Source organism: Bacillus manliponensis (assembly GCF_000712595.1).
Lineage (GTDB): Bacteria > Bacillota > Bacilli > Bacillales > Bacillaceae_G > Bacillus_A > Bacillus_A manliponensis.
In genome coordinates this window covers 1-16,112 of sequence record NZ_JOTN01000004.1, presented here as the reverse complement: position 1 = coordinate 16,112, position 16,112 = coordinate 1, and the positions used below count along the sequence as shown (strand labels likewise).

19 protein-coding genes are annotated in these 16,112 nt (G+C 35.0%); 9 read left to right on the top strand and 10 right to left on the bottom strand.

All coding sequences use genetic code 11. The features are described from left to right. Window positions 1-33 precede the first annotated feature (33 nt). Window positions 34-450 carry a VOC family protein gene (locus tag BAMA_RS06105; RefSeq protein ID WP_034637244.1) on the top strand — a complete coding sequence of 139 codons (417 nt, stop codon included), beginning with the start codon at window positions 34-36 and terminating at the stop codon, window positions 448-450. Between the two features lie 625 nt (window positions 451-1,075). On the opposite strand, the gene BAMA_RS06100 is transcribed toward BAMA_RS06105, so the two are convergent. Beyond that, window positions 1,076-1,534: a VOC family protein gene (locus BAMA_RS06100; protein WP_034637236.1), complete on the bottom strand. Its 459-nt coding sequence runs from the start codon at window positions 1,532-1,534 to the stop codon at window positions 1,076-1,078. 449 nt (window positions 1,535-1,983) lie between these two features. Beyond that, window positions 1,984-3,021, bottom strand: coding sequence for an SDR family oxidoreductase (locus tag BAMA_RS06095; protein WP_034637234.1), 1,038 nt, complete (start codon window positions 3,019-3,021; stop codon window positions 1,984-1,986). Between the two features lie 435 nt (window positions 3,022-3,456). Here BAMA_RS06095 and BAMA_RS06090 point away from each other — a divergent pair, with 435 nt between their 5' ends. After that, window positions 3,457-3,657, top strand: coding sequence for a hypothetical protein (locus BAMA_RS06090; RefSeq protein WP_034637231.1), 201 nt, complete (start codon window positions 3,457-3,459; stop codon window positions 3,655-3,657). Between the two features lie 360 nt (window positions 3,658-4,017). On the opposite strand, the gene BAMA_RS06085 is transcribed toward BAMA_RS06090, so the two are convergent. Continuing rightward, a complete protein-coding gene (locus BAMA_RS06085; protein WP_034637229.1) occupies window positions 4,018-4,479 on the bottom strand; it encodes a hypothetical protein in 462 nt (153 codons plus the stop codon). A 658-nt stretch (window positions 4,480-5,137) separates the two neighbouring features. On the opposite strand from BAMA_RS06085, the gene BAMA_RS06080 reads away from it, so the two are divergent. Both BAMA_RS06080 and BAMA_RS25605 read left to right on the top strand, forming a co-directional pair. Continuing rightward, the gene (locus BAMA_RS06080; RefSeq protein ID WP_235184422.1) at window positions 5,138-5,341 is read left to right on the top strand and encodes a hypothetical protein; all 204 of its coding nucleotides are present in this window, start codon (window positions 5,138-5,140) and stop codon (window positions 5,339-5,341) included. Window positions 5,342-5,359: 18 nt separating this feature from the next. Further along, window positions 5,360-5,440 carry an LCI fold-containing protein gene (locus BAMA_RS25605; RefSeq protein WP_415782869.1) on the top strand — a complete coding sequence of 27 codons (81 nt, stop codon included), beginning with the start codon at window positions 5,360-5,362 and terminating at the stop codon, window positions 5,438-5,440. Window positions 5,441-5,569: 129 nt separating this feature from the next. Here BAMA_RS25605 and BAMA_RS06075 read toward each other — a convergent pair whose 3' ends face one another. From BAMA_RS06075 to BAMA_RS23830, 5 genes are all read right to left on the bottom strand, one after another. Next, a complete protein-coding gene (locus BAMA_RS06075) occupies window positions 5,570-5,866 on the bottom strand; it encodes a hypothetical protein (protein WP_034637227.1) in 297 nt (98 codons plus the stop codon). 324 nt (window positions 5,867-6,190) lie between these two features. Next, the gene (gene plsY / locus BAMA_RS06070) at window positions 6,191-6,763 is read right to left on the bottom strand and encodes a glycerol-3-phosphate 1-O-acyltransferase PlsY (protein ID WP_034637224.1); all 573 of its coding nucleotides are present in this window, start codon (window positions 6,761-6,763) and stop codon (window positions 6,191-6,193) included. An 895-nt stretch (window positions 6,764-7,658) separates the two neighbouring features. Beyond that, complete coding sequence (locus tag BAMA_RS06065; RefSeq protein WP_034637222.1) at window positions 7,659-8,330, bottom strand: 5'-methylthioadenosine/S-adenosylhomocysteine nucleosidase family protein; 672 nt, start codon at window positions 8,328-8,330, stop codon at window positions 7,659-7,661. 621 nt (window positions 8,331-8,951) lie between these two features. Further along, on the bottom strand, window positions 8,952-9,218 hold the full coding sequence (locus tag BAMA_RS06060; RefSeq protein WP_034637220.1) for a hypothetical protein: 267 nt from the start codon (window positions 9,216-9,218) through the stop codon (window positions 8,952-8,954). 10 nt (window positions 9,219-9,228) lie between these two features. Continuing rightward, window positions 9,229-10,710 carry a T7SS effector LXG polymorphic toxin gene (locus tag BAMA_RS23830; protein ID WP_034637218.1) on the bottom strand — a complete coding sequence of 494 codons (1,482 nt, stop codon included), beginning with the start codon at window positions 10,708-10,710 and terminating at the stop codon, window positions 9,229-9,231. A 206-nt stretch (window positions 10,711-10,916) separates the two neighbouring features. On the opposite strand from BAMA_RS23830, the gene BAMA_RS06050 reads away from it, so the two are divergent. Next, complete coding sequence (locus tag BAMA_RS06050; RefSeq protein ID WP_034637217.1) at window positions 10,917-11,102, top strand: YhzD family protein; 186 nt, start codon at window positions 10,917-10,919, stop codon at window positions 11,100-11,102. Between the two features lie 25 nt (window positions 11,103-11,127). Here the strand turns inward: BAMA_RS06050 and BAMA_RS06045 are convergent, their stop codons facing one another. Beyond that, entirely contained in the window at window positions 11,128-11,487 is a 360-nt protein-coding gene (locus tag BAMA_RS06045) for a hypothetical protein (protein WP_034637216.1), read from the bottom strand. Window positions 11,488-11,615: 128 nt separating this feature from the next. On the opposite strand from BAMA_RS06045, the gene BAMA_RS23825 reads away from it, so the two are divergent. The 4 genes from BAMA_RS23825 to BAMA_RS23440 all read left to right on the top strand — a co-directional run bounded on the left by BAMA_RS23825 (window position 11,616) and on the right by BAMA_RS23440 (window position 14,241). Next, entirely contained in the window at window positions 11,616-11,756 is a 141-nt protein-coding gene (locus BAMA_RS23825) for a YflJ family protein (RefSeq protein WP_084157906.1), read from the top strand. Between the two features lie 74 nt (window positions 11,757-11,830). Beyond that, complete coding sequence (locus tag BAMA_RS06040; protein ID WP_034637214.1) at window positions 11,831-12,721, top strand: ABC transporter permease subunit; 891 nt, start codon at window positions 11,831-11,833, stop codon at window positions 12,719-12,721. Beyond that, window positions 12,718-13,761 carry an ABC transporter permease subunit gene (locus BAMA_RS06035; RefSeq protein WP_034637212.1) on the top strand — a complete coding sequence of 348 codons (1,044 nt, stop codon included), beginning with the start codon at window positions 12,718-12,720 and terminating at the stop codon, window positions 13,759-13,761. Before BAMA_RS06040 ends, BAMA_RS06035 begins: the two co-directional genes overlap by 4 nt. 123 nt (window positions 13,762-13,884) lie before the next feature. Further along, window positions 13,885-14,241 carry a hypothetical protein gene (locus BAMA_RS23440; RefSeq protein ID WP_051758879.1) on the top strand — a complete coding sequence of 119 codons (357 nt, stop codon included), beginning with the start codon at window positions 13,885-13,887 and terminating at the stop codon, window positions 14,239-14,241. Between the two features lie 231 nt (window positions 14,242-14,472). On the opposite strand, the gene BAMA_RS06025 is transcribed toward BAMA_RS23440, so the two are convergent. Continuing rightward, window positions 14,473-16,112 (bottom strand): copper-translocating P-type ATPase (locus BAMA_RS06025; RefSeq protein ID WP_034637211.1); only part of this gene is annotated, 1,640 nt, incomplete at its 5' end.

Below are 16,112 nucleotides of genomic sequence, written 5' to 3'. Positions count from 1 at the left end.
TAGCACTACTCAATATTGAGGAGGAAATCGATTATGAGCGATACACAGACATTAAGAGGACTCACCACAGTCAGTTTTTGGACGGATGATTTAACTGCGGCAAAGAAGTGGTACGCCGAGCTATTAGGCATCGAACCATACTTCGAACGTCCGGGATATGCCGAGTTTCGCCTCGGCGACTACCAGCACGAGCTGGGCCTGATTGATAGCCGCTACGCGCCCGATGGTTCAGCGACCGGTCCGGCTGGTGCTGTAGTGTACTGGCACGTCAACGATGTAACAGCAACTTTCAAGAAGCTGCTGTCTATGGGAGCGAAAGAGTACGAGGCACCCACAGAGCGCGGCAAGGGGTTCACCACTGCTTCCGTGGTCGATCCCTTTGGGAACATCCTAGGCATTATGTATAATCAGCACTATTTGGAGGTTCTGGATTCGACCAGAAAAACGTGATCCTCGCGACGACATCCACAGTTCACCGAGGCTTGAGTTGACTGTGGGGCGTAGCGATTATCTATGCAGTGGCAGCTGTCTCGATTTATGTTATGCTTACCTCAACTGTTCGGTATTCACCTACTATTTTAGGGACAAAAAGCACAAGAAAAGTACAAAGGTGAAAAGGGCTTCACGAGGTAATGTTAGTAAAGGACTATTCCAGAATAGGGCGCTATTGTTAAATAAAACTTAGATTTCCAAACGACTTTATTGTTATATTTTTAAGTACAGTGAAGTATCTTATATCGAAAATTAAACAACTATATTTTAACCCCGCCCTAAATTTATAGCGGGGTTATGCTTGTTTTAGGTTTTAAAATTAAATACCTTTATTGTCTTTTTACAATAATCCGGAACTTCTTTCATTTTTATAAGGATAACCATCTTAATTTCACTGATGCGCTGCTTTAGTCATCAACTTAAATTTGCTGCTCTCTACAATTATGAGGATAGGTTTTTATACAAAACTTTCACTTTGAAAGTACTTCAGAATATTAGCTTGATGTGTATGGGGTACCGTTACATGCCCATCAACTTAAGAGCGGAAATATAATGAACTTTCGTTTTATAGATACAATTTCATTCATTTTTCTTGGTGCTCCGCATCCCATTCACTTAAATAAGATGCATACTCTAATTCATCTGGATCATCATGTAACATAGAAATAAATTCTAGTTTATTTCCATCACAATCCAGAAAGTATACACTTGCAGCGGGCATCCACCTTTGAACAATTGGCTCTTGATTTCCTTTCCCCTGACTTCCTACCACTTCTATTCCACGCCCCTCTAACCACAATTTAGAAGTCTTTAAAAACTCTAAATCTACACCAAAAGCAAAATGTTTCGGCTCAAAATCTTTAATATTATGCACTTCCCATAGTCCAAGCATTTGTTTTTTATTTTCCCCTACCCAAAAGAAAGCCACTCTTCTTTTAGATAGTTTTCTCGCTAATGCTAACCCTAATTTATTTTGATAGAAATCTATTGCTTTTTCTAAATTTCTTACATGTAAATGAGTTTCGTATATATTCTGTATCATTATGCTTATTCCTTTCTTTATCCCGCTATTTGCGGGCTGTAAGACGCCCACCTCAATCGATTAACAGCCCGTAAAAGCCCGATTGGTCGGGCTGACAATCAGTGAGGGGTGGAGAAAACCCCACTGATTGAAGTTTCACTTTATTGGTAACTACGTGTTCAGTAGTTACTGTAATTCTAAATTTGAAATATGTATAATCATTGTAATGTACATCCATATCCGATATACCTACTTACTATTATATTGAGATTGAAATACGATAAATCCAACTGAGGTAGCAAATTCAAATAAAAATCCTATTACTTTTGTAGGAGAAATCTCCATTAAATTCGGATAAAATCATATTTAAATAATGAAAAAAACGCTATTCTTTTGGTAAGAATAGCGTTTTTTTCTCTTGGGGGTAGTTCATATTCTTAACTTGATGGGCATGTGAGTATATACCCTCATCACAATTTCTCTTTCTGAAACCAAACTTCTAGCAATTCCCGCTCTCTTCCTCTTAATATACCTGCTTTTCGCTCTGTATCTTCTCTCGATTTCTCCCATTGATACACATCACAAATTGTATCTTCAATAGGTCTAAAAGACAGACCGGCGTTAACAGCTTTTTCTATACTAATGAAAAAGCTACCTTTCCACGGTTCTGTTTCTCCTTCTAACGGGAAAGATGTAGGAATCCATAAAGGCATCTCCGTCCAAGGCTGCACTTTATTTTCCAGTAGAAATTGCTCTTCTACCCATACAAATTCAGCATCGCTGTTTGTTACTGCTTTACAAGTATTTAATAGCTCTTCTATCGTCAATTCATCATTCGGTCCTGTTACATTGAACTTGCCTACTTTTCTGTTTTCTGCCATATCGAGCGCCCAAGTTGCTACATCTTTTACGTCAATCAATTGAACAGGACGGTCTGAACGCCCCGGCACCATTATTTTTCCACCTTGTGCTACACGCTGAACCCAGTACGGGAGTCGATCTGAATAGTCAAATGGTCCAACAAGTAGTCCTGCTCTTATATGCAAAACACGATTCGGCCAATGTTTCTCCGCTTCCGCTTCACATAAAACTTTCAATGCTCCATAATACTCATATGGTGAGATTTCCCCCTCCTCAACCGCCTTCAACTTATCGCTAGGCGGCATAGATTGTAAATGATAGTCTTCCTTAATATGAAGTGGAATCCAATCTTTATAAGTAGAGATACTTGATACAAAAGTATAATGTTCGATGTTGTCCCCAAGTACAGCGGCAATTTTTTTAATTTGATGGGGCGCAAATCCACATGTGTCCATTACAACATCCCATTTTCGATTTTCTAAGACTGATACATCACTGTCTCTATTACCGATTAGCTGCTCCACTTCAGGAAATACATCTTTATTCGTGCCACGATTAAATAAGGTAACTTCATGCCCTCTTTTCAACGCTTCTTCTACTAAAGCTCTTCCTAAAAAGCGAGTACCTCCTAATATAAGGACTTTCATAATTTTCCCCCATTCATTTTAATAATTTATAAAATTAGTATTCATCTAATTTAACGATTTTCCTACTTAAAAAGTTATGGGGATGACGAAAAAATAAATGATATTTTTGCACCAGAACCGAAAAATTTATACCTCTACAGTTATTTATAAGAATTCAGCTCAACTTTTTCGTTTTGGGGAAGAATGTATTTCTTAATTTGATGGCGATGTATTACTCCCCCATAAAAACCAACTTGAGGGTTCAATTTATAATTTTTAAAATCGAGATTCATAGTTTACATAGTACTCTTTGTACAAACCATAAGTAAAAAACCTTGAATATTTTTTTGTGTATCGGAATCAAAACTATACAATTTGACAAAACTAAACTATATACCCAATAAAAAAGCAACAAATCAATTCAGGGTAAATTTTAAATGTAGGAGGAAGGCATTTATGAAGCAACATGTTAAGGAGTTTATGAAAAGATTACAGGAAAATATTCTAATTCAGATTTTAGGACTTCTTGGAATTGTGGGTTGGATTTTTCCAGATGAAATGATTCGTAAACACTTCTTTGAGATAATTATCATCTTGTTGCTACTCTTTATCATTTTCTTATTTATAAAGAAGGAAAAAGGAAGTACCGATGTTTAAAAATCGGAGTCGCAATCCGATAAATCATTACTCCCTAAAAAGCTTGTCCTAAGTCCTAACTTCAGTAAATAGTGTTTCCAGTAATACCAAGGTTTAAACGCAAAAAATAATCCCAGAGGATATTACCATGTAATACCTCTGGGATTACGCATTGTTCTAATCAAAATAACAATTCAGGTATGATACAAGTCATAGCAGGGGGCCACCTCATGCAAACTCATCAGAGGTGGTCCCAGAAGTTCGAATTTTCCTCCTAGGGTTATCTATGGGAGTTAATGTTGTGTAAAATGGTGATTTTGTGGCAAATTCGAAAGGTTCCATCATGGAACTTTTCGAATTAAGATCATTCAATAAGTATTATTAATTAGTTGTTGAAGTAAAATCCCCAGAGCTAATAATTGTATACTCGTCAGTACCAAAATCCCCTTCTGGATCGGCTTCTATTTCTATATAATAATTACCTAGTTCTACATCACCTGCATTAATTTTAATAGATTTTGAGCCACTGTTGACTTCATAATTTTTGATTGTTTTCGTTTTTATTGTTTTATCTGGCCCTCTTCTTTCTTCCTTAAAAGAAATGGTCAGAGTCAATTCCCCAGGATTTGGATGGGTTGATTTTACTTTAATACTTCCATCCGTAACTAGATTCCCTGCACAAATTGCTTGTTCTTTACTATAGTCTTTAGTACCATCATATGGGTTGCTACTATGTACTATATCCCACGTCCCTGAATCATAACAATCCACTGCTAATGCTGTTGGTGAAGATAGGCTAAAAGCTATTCCTAACGTTGCGAAAATGGTTGAAAATTTCTTCATTTCACAATATCCCCCTTTCTTTGTTTTAAACACAATCCCAATGTAGTCTATTTCACCTGAAATTGTGATATTTTGGTTATATTTATCAATAAAATATTCAATTTTTGTATAGACCTAGTACCAGCGTTATTGTAACCAGTAGAAAACGAAAAAGGCTCGTAGAACTAATAGTAATGTAAATCTTACTGTAAAGCATGTAAGTAGTGGCCATAAGTACATTTCAACTAAAATAGGACCAGGTCAAAATCAGTGGGCAAATCATAAAGCGGGATATTCACAAGGTATGAGAGCGGGCATGTATGAAATTTCGTATGGCAGCGATAGAAATTTAAATATTGATTTTGAAGCAATATCAGGTACTAATATAAATGATGTTGATTGGTAAAAAGAAAAGCCACTAATATAGTGGCTTTTCTTTTTGGGTTTCTTTGGGTATAAGTATTATCCATCTCATTTGCATGAGCAGTAAGCTTATGGAAGGGACAGCCTACTAAATGTATTATATCACTTCTATTAATGTAATTATTTTCTAAAAATTATACAGAAAACGGTGAATGTTCTACTTATTATTTCTAAATTTTCTAAATATTTAAACATTTGGTTAAAAGGAATATGCTTGAATTGTACCAAAAAAATTAAGTGTAAAGGGGATAGTTATATGTTTAAAAAATTAATAGCAGGTGCATTAGCAACTGGATTTGCATTAACGGGAGGTATGGGAGTTTCAGCTTCTACACCTACAGTCGATAGTGTGAAAACTCTTTCTTCATCAAATTTACCATACTCATCAGTTTGTCCTCCAAGTAGCCATACTTTAAAAATGTCAATGCAAAATACACATGGTTCTTTTGCAAATTATTGAACAGATGGACCTAATCGTATTACGTGGTATTTTAAAGCTATGCATTATGATTATAATACTGGGGTTTATACTAGATGCTACGAGGGAAATAGATATTAATCAAAGAACCGCGCTTATGTTTAAGCGCGGTTTCTATTTATCTACCATATCCTTCGGCACTTCTCGTCCCCCAAACACATCAGCTTTGACTTCGCCGTGTTCTACATAACGTTCAGGAGATACTCTATACTAATTAGTATAGAGTATATAAGTTAGTGGTATAAGAATTAAATGTGAAATAAAAATAGCCCATGAGTATTTGGTGTTCTTATCTAAATTTGTACCATTTTTAAAAACAACATTTAAGCACCCCGCGCCTAAAATTGTAACAGATGCACAAAGAATAAAAAAACCTAAACCCACTGTATTTTTAGATAATTCAGGGTTTGATAACCACATTCCAATAGGGAATATGATTGGAAACGAAAATGGATAAACAAGAAAATAAGAAAAGAAATATAGAATGTATTTTAGTTTTAAGCTCATGAATAGTCCTCCAACAAAAAATATAAGAGCACTCTCTAGAGTGCTCCCTTTGACTTGAAACCACCTGCAATATGTATGATTCGTTGAGATTATATCAGGAAAGTGTTTAGTGGTATGTCGTTTCCTGTCGAAAAACAAAAGAAAACCAAATTCCCAGTCGGGGTACCGCCAGCATTTTGGAACAAAACCACGCTAAGCAAAAAATACAATAAGCCGCCCATATGGACAGCTCATTTACATAATTCTCGAAAGCGGAAGTTAAAAGTTTTTAGTTTCTTGCTCAATTAAAGCACCCGTTAGCTTAACAAATAATACTCAATATTTTTAGACTATTTTGTTCTCTGTTCCATTTAGAATTCTCTTTATATTTTGTCGATGAAGAATGATTATTGATACGATTATTAGTAGAGAAAGTGCTATGATAACTTTATCTTCAAATATTAGACTATAAATAAATAATGCTATACCAGCCAACATTGAACTTAGTGATACATACTTAGTAAATAACAAAGTTAGCACAAACACAACAAAACCAACCAAAACACCTAAAGGTGACAAAAATAAAAAAACTCCAGTTGCTGTCGCAACAGCTTTTCCACCTTTAAAACTAGCAAATACAGAAAATATGTGTCCCAATATGACTAATAAACCACATACAATAGGGTTAATCGTAGAACTAAGTATTAGTGGAAGTAAACAAGCAAATGTACCTTTTAATATATCAGCAATTGCAACAATTACTCCTGCTTTTATGCCTAAAACTCTATAAGCATTAGTTGCACCAAGATTACCACTACCATAATCACGAATATCTTTCTTATAAAACATTTTACCGACTATTAAAGCAAATGAAATTGAGCCTATTAAATAACTTAAAATCAGAGTTAAAATGTTCAAAGTAGTATTATCTCCTCACTTAGTTTATTATTTTAAGTATTTCTAATTGTTGTATATTTTTTCCTGCAATCCTTCTTGCGTTAAACTGCACCTTTAGTTGAATAAGAAACAGTGTATATCCTATACATGTTAGGTTGACATAACGCATCATTATCAGAAGTTCTCCTCATCAACAATCCCCGGCTTATCAACATTCTGTGAAACATCCTCTTCACCTACGTATGCAGCTTCGTATTCATCCCATTATATCAGTGGTTAAAAGTAATCATTGTCTTTATTTCCTTTACTCCATATGGATAAAATTCCGCATGAACTCAAGGCCAATTTATGCTTCCAATTCCGTTAGATAATTAGATAATCGTCTATAAAAGTAAGTGTTTTCTTGTCAACTTATGGGTAAAGTGGCATTTATACGAAAGTTTAAATGTCATACCCTATCCACTATAAGATCGTCAATATTAATAATACTCTTATTACTAAAAAAGATAAATTTTAAATTATTAAATAAATTAAACTATGTAAAAGCTTTTTCAAAGGAATTCATAATCGCCAGTTGGCAGGAACAAACGGTTGTTTGTTCCTGCCAACTGGGTTCCGGTGTAGTGAGTTTGTCAACGCCATAGTGGGCAATACTAGCCCCTGCTAGAGTGTTGCCTTATAAAGAGTGCCAATAAAGTGAAACTTCACTCAGTGGGGGTTTTCTTCATCCCCCACTGAGTGTTAGCCCGACCAATCGGGCTTTTACGGGCTGTTTATCTCCCACCTAAACTTCTTCGCTTTTTCTTAAGTTTTGAGGTGGGAGTCTTACAGCCCGTTAATGCGGGATAAAAATAGCCGATCTCCTAATACACTGGAAATCGACTATTTCTATCTTTTTTATTAACTTTAAATTTATTTAAATAAATCTTTTTAAATATTCACCAAATATTTTATTCATAACTTTGGGGGTGTTTTCTAAATAAACATTAATTTGTTCAATGTTCGATTCAAATTTATCAGAGTTACTTTCATCTGTTGGAAAATCAGATATTCCTTTTATAATAATGCACTCAACATCATTCTTCTTACAGATATAAGCAATTGCACCCGCTTCTGTATCGGCTATTATTATTTCGTTTTCTTTAAGTTCTAAATAGTCCTTCCACATAACTACTGCTTTATCCGCGGTGCCAATTGTTCCGTTATAAAATTCATTTCCATATTTTGATAGATCAATATCGACTATGAAGGATTGTTTAATAAAAGGCTCAATTTCTTTTACTGTGCAATCATATTGAACGGCTTTATTGGGTACAAAAATATCCAAATTACTGAACTTATCATCTATTCCTGCACATGTTCCAGCAATGATTACTTTAGTTAAATTAAATTTAGAAATCATATACTGATTACCACCAACACCATTTACTTTTCTTACACCGGTACTATAAAAAACAAGTTCAGTATCATTAATTGTTCTCATGAAATACTCGCCATAAGGATAACCGAAACGTTCGTTATCTTTTACGCTAAAGTATTCCAATGTCGCTTCATATTCCCACTTCGTTGCTATACTTATTCCTATCATCGACTTATCACCCTACAAATTCTATTCTAAATTAAGCTCAATACTTTCCATAGCTTATTCTCCTCCTTAGATAAATTATCCTGCTCCCGAAAGGCAAATAGAACGGATTAAAGAATATTAAACATAGAGCATTAAAGTTTAATTACATGACCCATGTATTTCGCATTACAATAAAAAGGAGGAGTCTGTATGGTTATTTTTTTTACTTATTTCAATCATTGAGTTTTCATGAAAGAGGAATGAATACATGGAATTCCAACAGAACATCCAAAAAACGGAAAACCAATACGGAAAGTTACTTTAAATTTTGATGAAGTGTTAAATAACAATCAAATTTATCAAGATATACTAAAACTCTCAGCAACTCGTATCCAAGATTTGAAATTTAGTCTATATATATATTAGATCAATTAAAAGAAAAATATAAGTAAGCATCAAGTAACTCCAAAATATACAATAAAAGTTGATAATGACCTTTTCTTTTTCTATCCACTTCTCATATGCTTTGCTTTTCAATTATCTGTATATGTTTTCAATTAATTGCTACGAGCTTTGTTATTCTCTTTATACAAAGCTATGAGTATATTGGTGGCTTTTACAAAACATCAATAAATACTTTCATCATAATTCTTTAATTATCTTTTCAGCCTTATGCAATTCTCCTAATAGTGTATTTTGATAGTCATTGTAGCTATCCATATATGCACGTACACCACCTAAAATATTTATCCCTTTAATATCCTCATTATTTTCTAATATTTCTAACGCCTTCTTATATCTTATATATATAAGCTGTAAAACACCACTATTTATATCTTTAGCATACTCTTCCTCAAATTTATTTATCACAACTTTTATTTGGTCAATTAACTGCTTTTTCTTATCCATTTATATTCTCCTATCTACTCGGAACCTCTCGTGTCTCTTTTATCCATTCAGAGGGCCATCCTTGTGGTAGTAATATTTGGTCTCCATCGCCTTCTAGTAATGCTCCAGTTTTTGTATACTGTTTCTCCACTCTACCTATATTTAAAATTTGTCCTTTTGGTACTTCTATAACTGCTTCATATTGCCTAGAATTTTTCCAATCAGGCACTAATGCTGTACTTATTTTTGCATTTATTCTATTTCCAGCTGGGCTAGTAGTGACAAATGCTCCACCTGCTTTTGCACCGCCACCATAAGTCCTATAGAATGTGATATTTTCTTCTGTAACCACAGTTCTGTAGTTGCCGTCAGTAAATGACTCACTTATCCAATCTGCTAAATCTACTTTTTCAATGACTTTTACTTTATCATCAATAGCTGTTGAATACTTACCAAATGGTTTATCCTTAACCGTGCCCTTATCACCATCAACACTCCCAGAAGAATCCTTCTTCACATTCCCAGACTTTTTCAAACCATTTAGTTTATCTAATGTTTTCCCAAGCTTTCCCTGCGGTGTCATGAACCCCATTGCTAAAAGTTTCTCTTCCGGAGTAGCCTCTGAATCGAAGAGCGTGAGAAGGTCACTGATGAAAAAGTCAAAACCAAATTGTGCTATGTTGACTAAGTATGGATCGAGCGTTGGCTTTCCACCACCGACGGGACGGCCAAAAATGTTATGTTCCATTTCATAAGCATCTGTTTCAACGTGGAAATCTTTGTCTATATTCCCTTTTATTGTACCATCTTTTATTCCCTCAAGGTATTGTTGTACTGCTTGTACTTCTTCTTCTGTAAACTCTTTATTCTCCCCCGTTTTATTGTCAGCTTTTCGGGCTTTCTCTTCTGTAATGAGTTGAATTGGCTTTGCCCACTCCATATTTAGCCTTTCAGTATGAAATGTTCCGCTGACAGCTTGAAATCCTTTTCCACTTTGTACTTCTGCAAGCCCTTTTGCAATACTGGAAGCTAATTCAATTGCTGTACGATAATTCTCACTAGAAGAATAATTGAATTGATATAACCGTTCTAGTTTATCTTCCAGTTTCCTTTTCATTGCGTGATAAATTTGTAGCATTGCTGCCGTCTCAGGTGTTTGTTCATCCATTGCTGCAATTGCTGCAATCATTTGCTCCAGTTCTCGAATTTGTTCGCGTATTTCTTGTTCAACTACATCAACTGTCGCGACCTCTGCTTGAAAGTCAGCTGGAAAGGCGTTGTTTTGGACGATTAGTTCTTCACATAAATAAATGATACCTTGTGCTAACTGGCGATACGTTTGCATAAAAAACGTTTTCGCACTTTCATATGTCTTTCCTTTCAGCGTGACATCTAGTGCGAAAGCATCGATGGAACGAATGACTTCTTCCATCCCTTGAATTGTCGCGTTACAAAAAGCGTTCATACTTTCTGTTTGTGCCTCTACTTCCCCTATGTACATGTTTAAACTCATAATTTCACCTTTACACCCTTTCTACTTTTTAAACACAACAAGATGTAAATAAATCTCAAATTTGTAAATACACATAATAATTATATAATTATTTCAATTGCATAAATAGGATAAATCATTTTATAACACTCTTTTCTTTGCATAATTCACCATTTTATGCCACAATAGTTATAACATTCTGATTATTTGTTTTGGAGGGAAATTTCATGGGAACTTACACACTAACAGTTTTCGAAAAAGACGGCACAAAACTACTTGATGAAGCGTTTGAGGCAGCGACAGAAGCAGAAGCGAAGCAAAAGGGCGAGGCAATCTTGCGAGAAAAAGAATTGTATGAGCGCACCCATCGCTGCACATCTGCAAGCGGAAAGCTTGTTTTATTTAAAAACTAAAAAAGAAGCGTCATATCGCTTCTTTTTACGCATTATCTTCTTCACACCAAAGAAAATCTACTTCAATTATGCAATTCCCAAGATGGACACGCTTATTCCACTTTCCAGTTTGAATAAGACGTTTTAGTTCATCCTTCATTTTATCCGTCCAACTTAGAATACTCTCTTGTCCGTCATACGGATAAATGGTCGGAAATTCTTCATGTAACAGACGCAAACTTTCCGCATCAAGGTGAAACGGAAAGAAATAATTTGCAACGAGCGAAGGCTCCTGCAATTGTAAAAATGGATGGTCAATTTGCTTTTTATTCCGATAAAACGTAAAGATATTGACTTTCCCACTCGTAACTTGATCAATTTGTATTTCGTGCTTCTCTATAATCACGGCTGTCCACCTCAATATATACTACTTCCAGTATATATTGCTTTCATCAAGAAGTTAACCTTTTTCAACTGGAAATTCCTATAACCAAAGCAATCAGAATATCTTTAAATACGAAAGGAAGCGATCACATGCATTTCGGAAGCAAAGGTTGGTACGTAAACGAACTAAAAAAATTAGGAATCCGTTATTACGAAGGTAGAAAGCTAGAATCATATCGTACACATGTGTTAGCTAGTTTATTAGAGAAGGCGAAAACAAAATCCGCTTAATGAGGGAGCAACGTCATCTTGGCGTTGCTTTTTTATGAATATACACAATGGAAAAACTATGTCGGAGGTGCATTATGCTGAAAAACCTACTTTTCTCATTCATACAAGCAATCATCGCAATATTTACACTGCTCATACTATGGGCACTCCCCTCTTTATTTGCAGGTGATGGAAAAATAACATTCCAGCCGAATCAATTTATTGAACGTTTTTCACTCCTTATTAAGGAATTATCTACACCAGAATCTTTAACTTATACTGCTATGTCTGTTAGAGGACCTCAAGAAGTCCCTTTATTCCCAGCAGTTTGGGATCCTTATTTTTACTCATTCACCATTTTATTCGGAGGGTTCATTCTTGCATTATTTGTTTCAAGTATTCTATCTTACTTGTTTTACTTGTCTTCATCTTGGATAAAGAGCATCATACATAAAGTTGTATTTGTGTTAGAGGCGATACCAGATGTGATGATTATGTGTGGGTTACAGCTATTTTTCATATGGATGGTACGAACAACTGGCGATTCTCCTGTTCAAATTTTTACTTTTAATGAAAAACGGGCATATTTACTTCCTATTTTTTGTTTATCGATACTACCAGCCTTACAAATGTTTCGAATGATGATTTTATATATAGAAGAAGAACATAAAAAACAATATATTGAAGTTGCGTATGGTAAAGGATTCAGCCCTGGATATATTATGCGAGTACACCTCTTTAAAAATATTATGATTCATCTCTTTAATCATTTAAAAACAATTTTTGTCTTTTTACTCTCTAACTTATTTATACTTGAGTTTATTTTTAATATAGATGGGATCATTAAATTTTTACTGACTACGTATTCCTCACCGACTATACCTGTTGTGCTCATTATGATTCTTCTACCTTTCTACATCATCTTTCAGGCGGTTACCTACTGCATAAAAAGATGGCAAAAACAAATAGGAGGAGAAATAATATGAAGCACATTTGGAAATCAAAACGATTTTTAATTGGATTTACTTACCTTTTCGTATTTATTAGTGCTAGCTTTATTTACAGCTTGTATTTTAAAGAAGACACTTTAAACCCAATGCGACTTTTATATGACGAAAACGAAAATTTAATTGCAGCATCTCCTTTTGAACCACATGAGATGCCTCCGCTTGGCTCAGATCGCTTCGGAATCTCTATTTTCTATCAAATATTAGATGGAGCCAAATTTACAATTTTATTTGCGATTGGCATTAGCTTCTTGCGCATATTTTTCAGCGCTATTTTCGGTGTATTACTAAGCTTATATATGGAAAAACTCAAAAAGGTATGGCAATCTTGCACAGAAGTGTTTTACTATGTACCAACTGTCTTTATCGCGGCGATTTTGATCTTCCCTGTACAGCTAACGGTTTATTCAAATCAAGATGCCTTCATAAAACCTGATTTATCACTCGTTTTCTATCAATCTGCCATTCTTATATTTGTGGCAATTCCTACTTTAACGATGTATATTTCATCAGAAGTAAACGAATTTATGAAGCGGGAATATATACTAAGCGCCAAAATAATGGGAGCAAGTAGATTTCATATTATTGTAAAACATATACGGGCACTCTTAAGCGAGCGACTCTTTCTACTATTTATGCAACATATTGTACAAACATTGTTACTAATGATCCACTTATCATTACTTAACATTGTCATTGGTGGTGTACAAATGAAAGAAGCAACAGACTTTGGTGAACCAAGGCCAGTCTCACTTTCAAACGACTGGGCAGGATTAATTGGTTTAAATTACCATGAACTACACAACTCAATGTGGATTGTGACGAGTACACTATTCGCTTTCTTCTTTACCATTTTAATGATTAAACTCATGACTGCTGGTATTCAAGACTCATTACAAGCAAAAGAATCTGTAAAAAAAGAGCGTACTAAACAACAAACATATCAACAAAATGAAAAAGAGTCTTTTACATTTGCACATACTCAAAATGATAAGAAGCGCTCTTCTATTTCGATATAAAAAGGCAATCTTCAAAGCAAGATTGCCTTTTTACTTGCCTTCTATAAATAAATTCACTTTAAAGAAAATTAAATCTATTTATAGTATAATTAGGAAATAACTAGAAAAATAAGGAGGTTATTTATGAAAAAGCAAACCTTAAAACTCACACTTATTACTGTAGCATCCACCTGCTTATTTCTTGTAGCATGTTCGTCAGATTCAAACAAGAAAAACACTTCAAAGCCTAATGAAGAACAAGCGCAGTCTACTAATTCCATAACACTAGAGCAATTTGCGAAAGTAGAATCAGGTATGACTTATGAAGAAGTTAAAGATATTTTGGGCGCAGATGGAGACCTTTTCTCTGAAACTGGTGAAAAAGGAACCTCTACCTACTCTGTTACATATGTTTGGCCAGGGATAAAACCCCAATCCCTTGCAGAAATTACTTTTTTAGATGGAAAGGTAAGGGGAATGTATCAGCAACGGTTACAGTAAGTTCCCTACTATGTTGTAACACGTAAAGCCATAAGTACACGCATGAAAGCTATCATATATGTTAATTTTTCCTAAATTACATATGGAAATAGATTATTAAAAGTAATATGAATGAAGAGAATCCATTATTTATGAAATAATAAAAATAGAAAACAATCCATTTTATATCAAAATTTTTATTTAATTAAGAAAGAGGATAGTATATTTCCCTATCCTCTCTTCCTTACAATATTACAACTTCACTCGTTGAAGTCTTAAAGCATTCAGTACAACCGATACAGAACTAAACGCCATTGCTGCTCCTGCTAACCATGGTGCAAGGAATCCTGCTGCTGCAATTGGAATACCTAATGTGTTATAAATTAATGCCCAGAATAAGTTTTGTTTAATGTTGCGCATCGTTTTCTTACTCATAAAGATGGCATCTGCAATGCTTCGTAAATCACCGCGCATAAGTGTTACATCGGCAGCTTCCATTGCTACGTCTGTACCTGTTCCCATTGCCATACCGATGTCAGCGACTGCAAGAGCCGGCGCATCGTTAATACCGTCACCAACCATTGCGACATGTTTTCCTTCTACTTGGAACTTTTTCACTTCATTCGCTTTATCTTCTGGTAATACTCCCGCGCGAACATGATCAATTCCTACTTGCTTTGCAATTGCATGTGCCGTTCTTTCGTTGTCACCTGTAATCATAACAACTTGAATACCCATTTCTTTTAATTTCGAAACTGCTTCTTTTGATGTTTCTTTAATTGTATCTGCAACTGCAACAACCCCAGCATATGCACCGTCAATACCAACTAACATTGCTGTTTTCCCTTCATTTTCAAGCTGCTCCATAAAGGAATAAGCGTGCGTTGCTTTCACATGATATTTCTCCATTAACTTCCTTGTACCAATTAAGATTTCACGATTTTCTACAACCGCTTTTATACCGTACCCAGGTATCGCTTCAAACTCTGTCGTATTGCCTAATGCAATACCTTTTTGTTTCACACCTTCGACAATTGCTTCTGCAAGTGGATGCTCTGAATTTCTTTCAGCACTTCCAACAAAGTATAAAAATTGTTCTTCATCGATATTTTCTACTGATACATCTGTTAGTTCTGGTTTTCCTTTTGTAACTGTACCTGTTTTATCAACTAACACTGTATTAATTTTTTGTGTACCTTCTAAATGTTCTCCGCCTTTAAATAAAATGCCGTATTCAGCCGCGCGCCCAGATCCAGCCATAATTGATGTTGGCGTTGCAAGACCTAACGCACACGGACAAGCAATAACAAGAACTGCAATTAGTTTTTCAAGCGCACTTGCAAAGTTACCAGGGTCGACAATTGTAAACCATACGATAAAAGTAACAATTGCAATCCCAACAACAATCGGAACGAAAATACCAGAAATGACATCTGCCACTCGCTGAATTGGTGCCTTTGACCCTTGTGCATCTTCAACAACCTTAATAATTTGTGCAAGTGCTGTATCTTTTCCAACTTTAGTCGCTTCTATTTTTAAAGAACCATTTTTATTTACTGTTGCCCCAATAACTTCATCACCAATTTGCTTTTCTACCGGAATACTTTCGCCAGTTAACATCGATTCATCAATTGCCGATGTCCCTTCTATTACGATACCATCTACAGGTATCTTCTCACCCGGTTTTACAACTACAATATCACCTGTAACAACTTCTTCTAATGGAATACTCATTTCTTGATCGTTTCGAATAACCGTTGCCGTCTTTGCTTGTAATCCCATTAATTTTTTAATTGCTTCTGATGACTTCCCTTTTGCAAGTGACTCAAACAATTTACCAAGTAAAATTAATGTAATTAGGACCGCACTTGTTTCAAAATATAAACCAACTG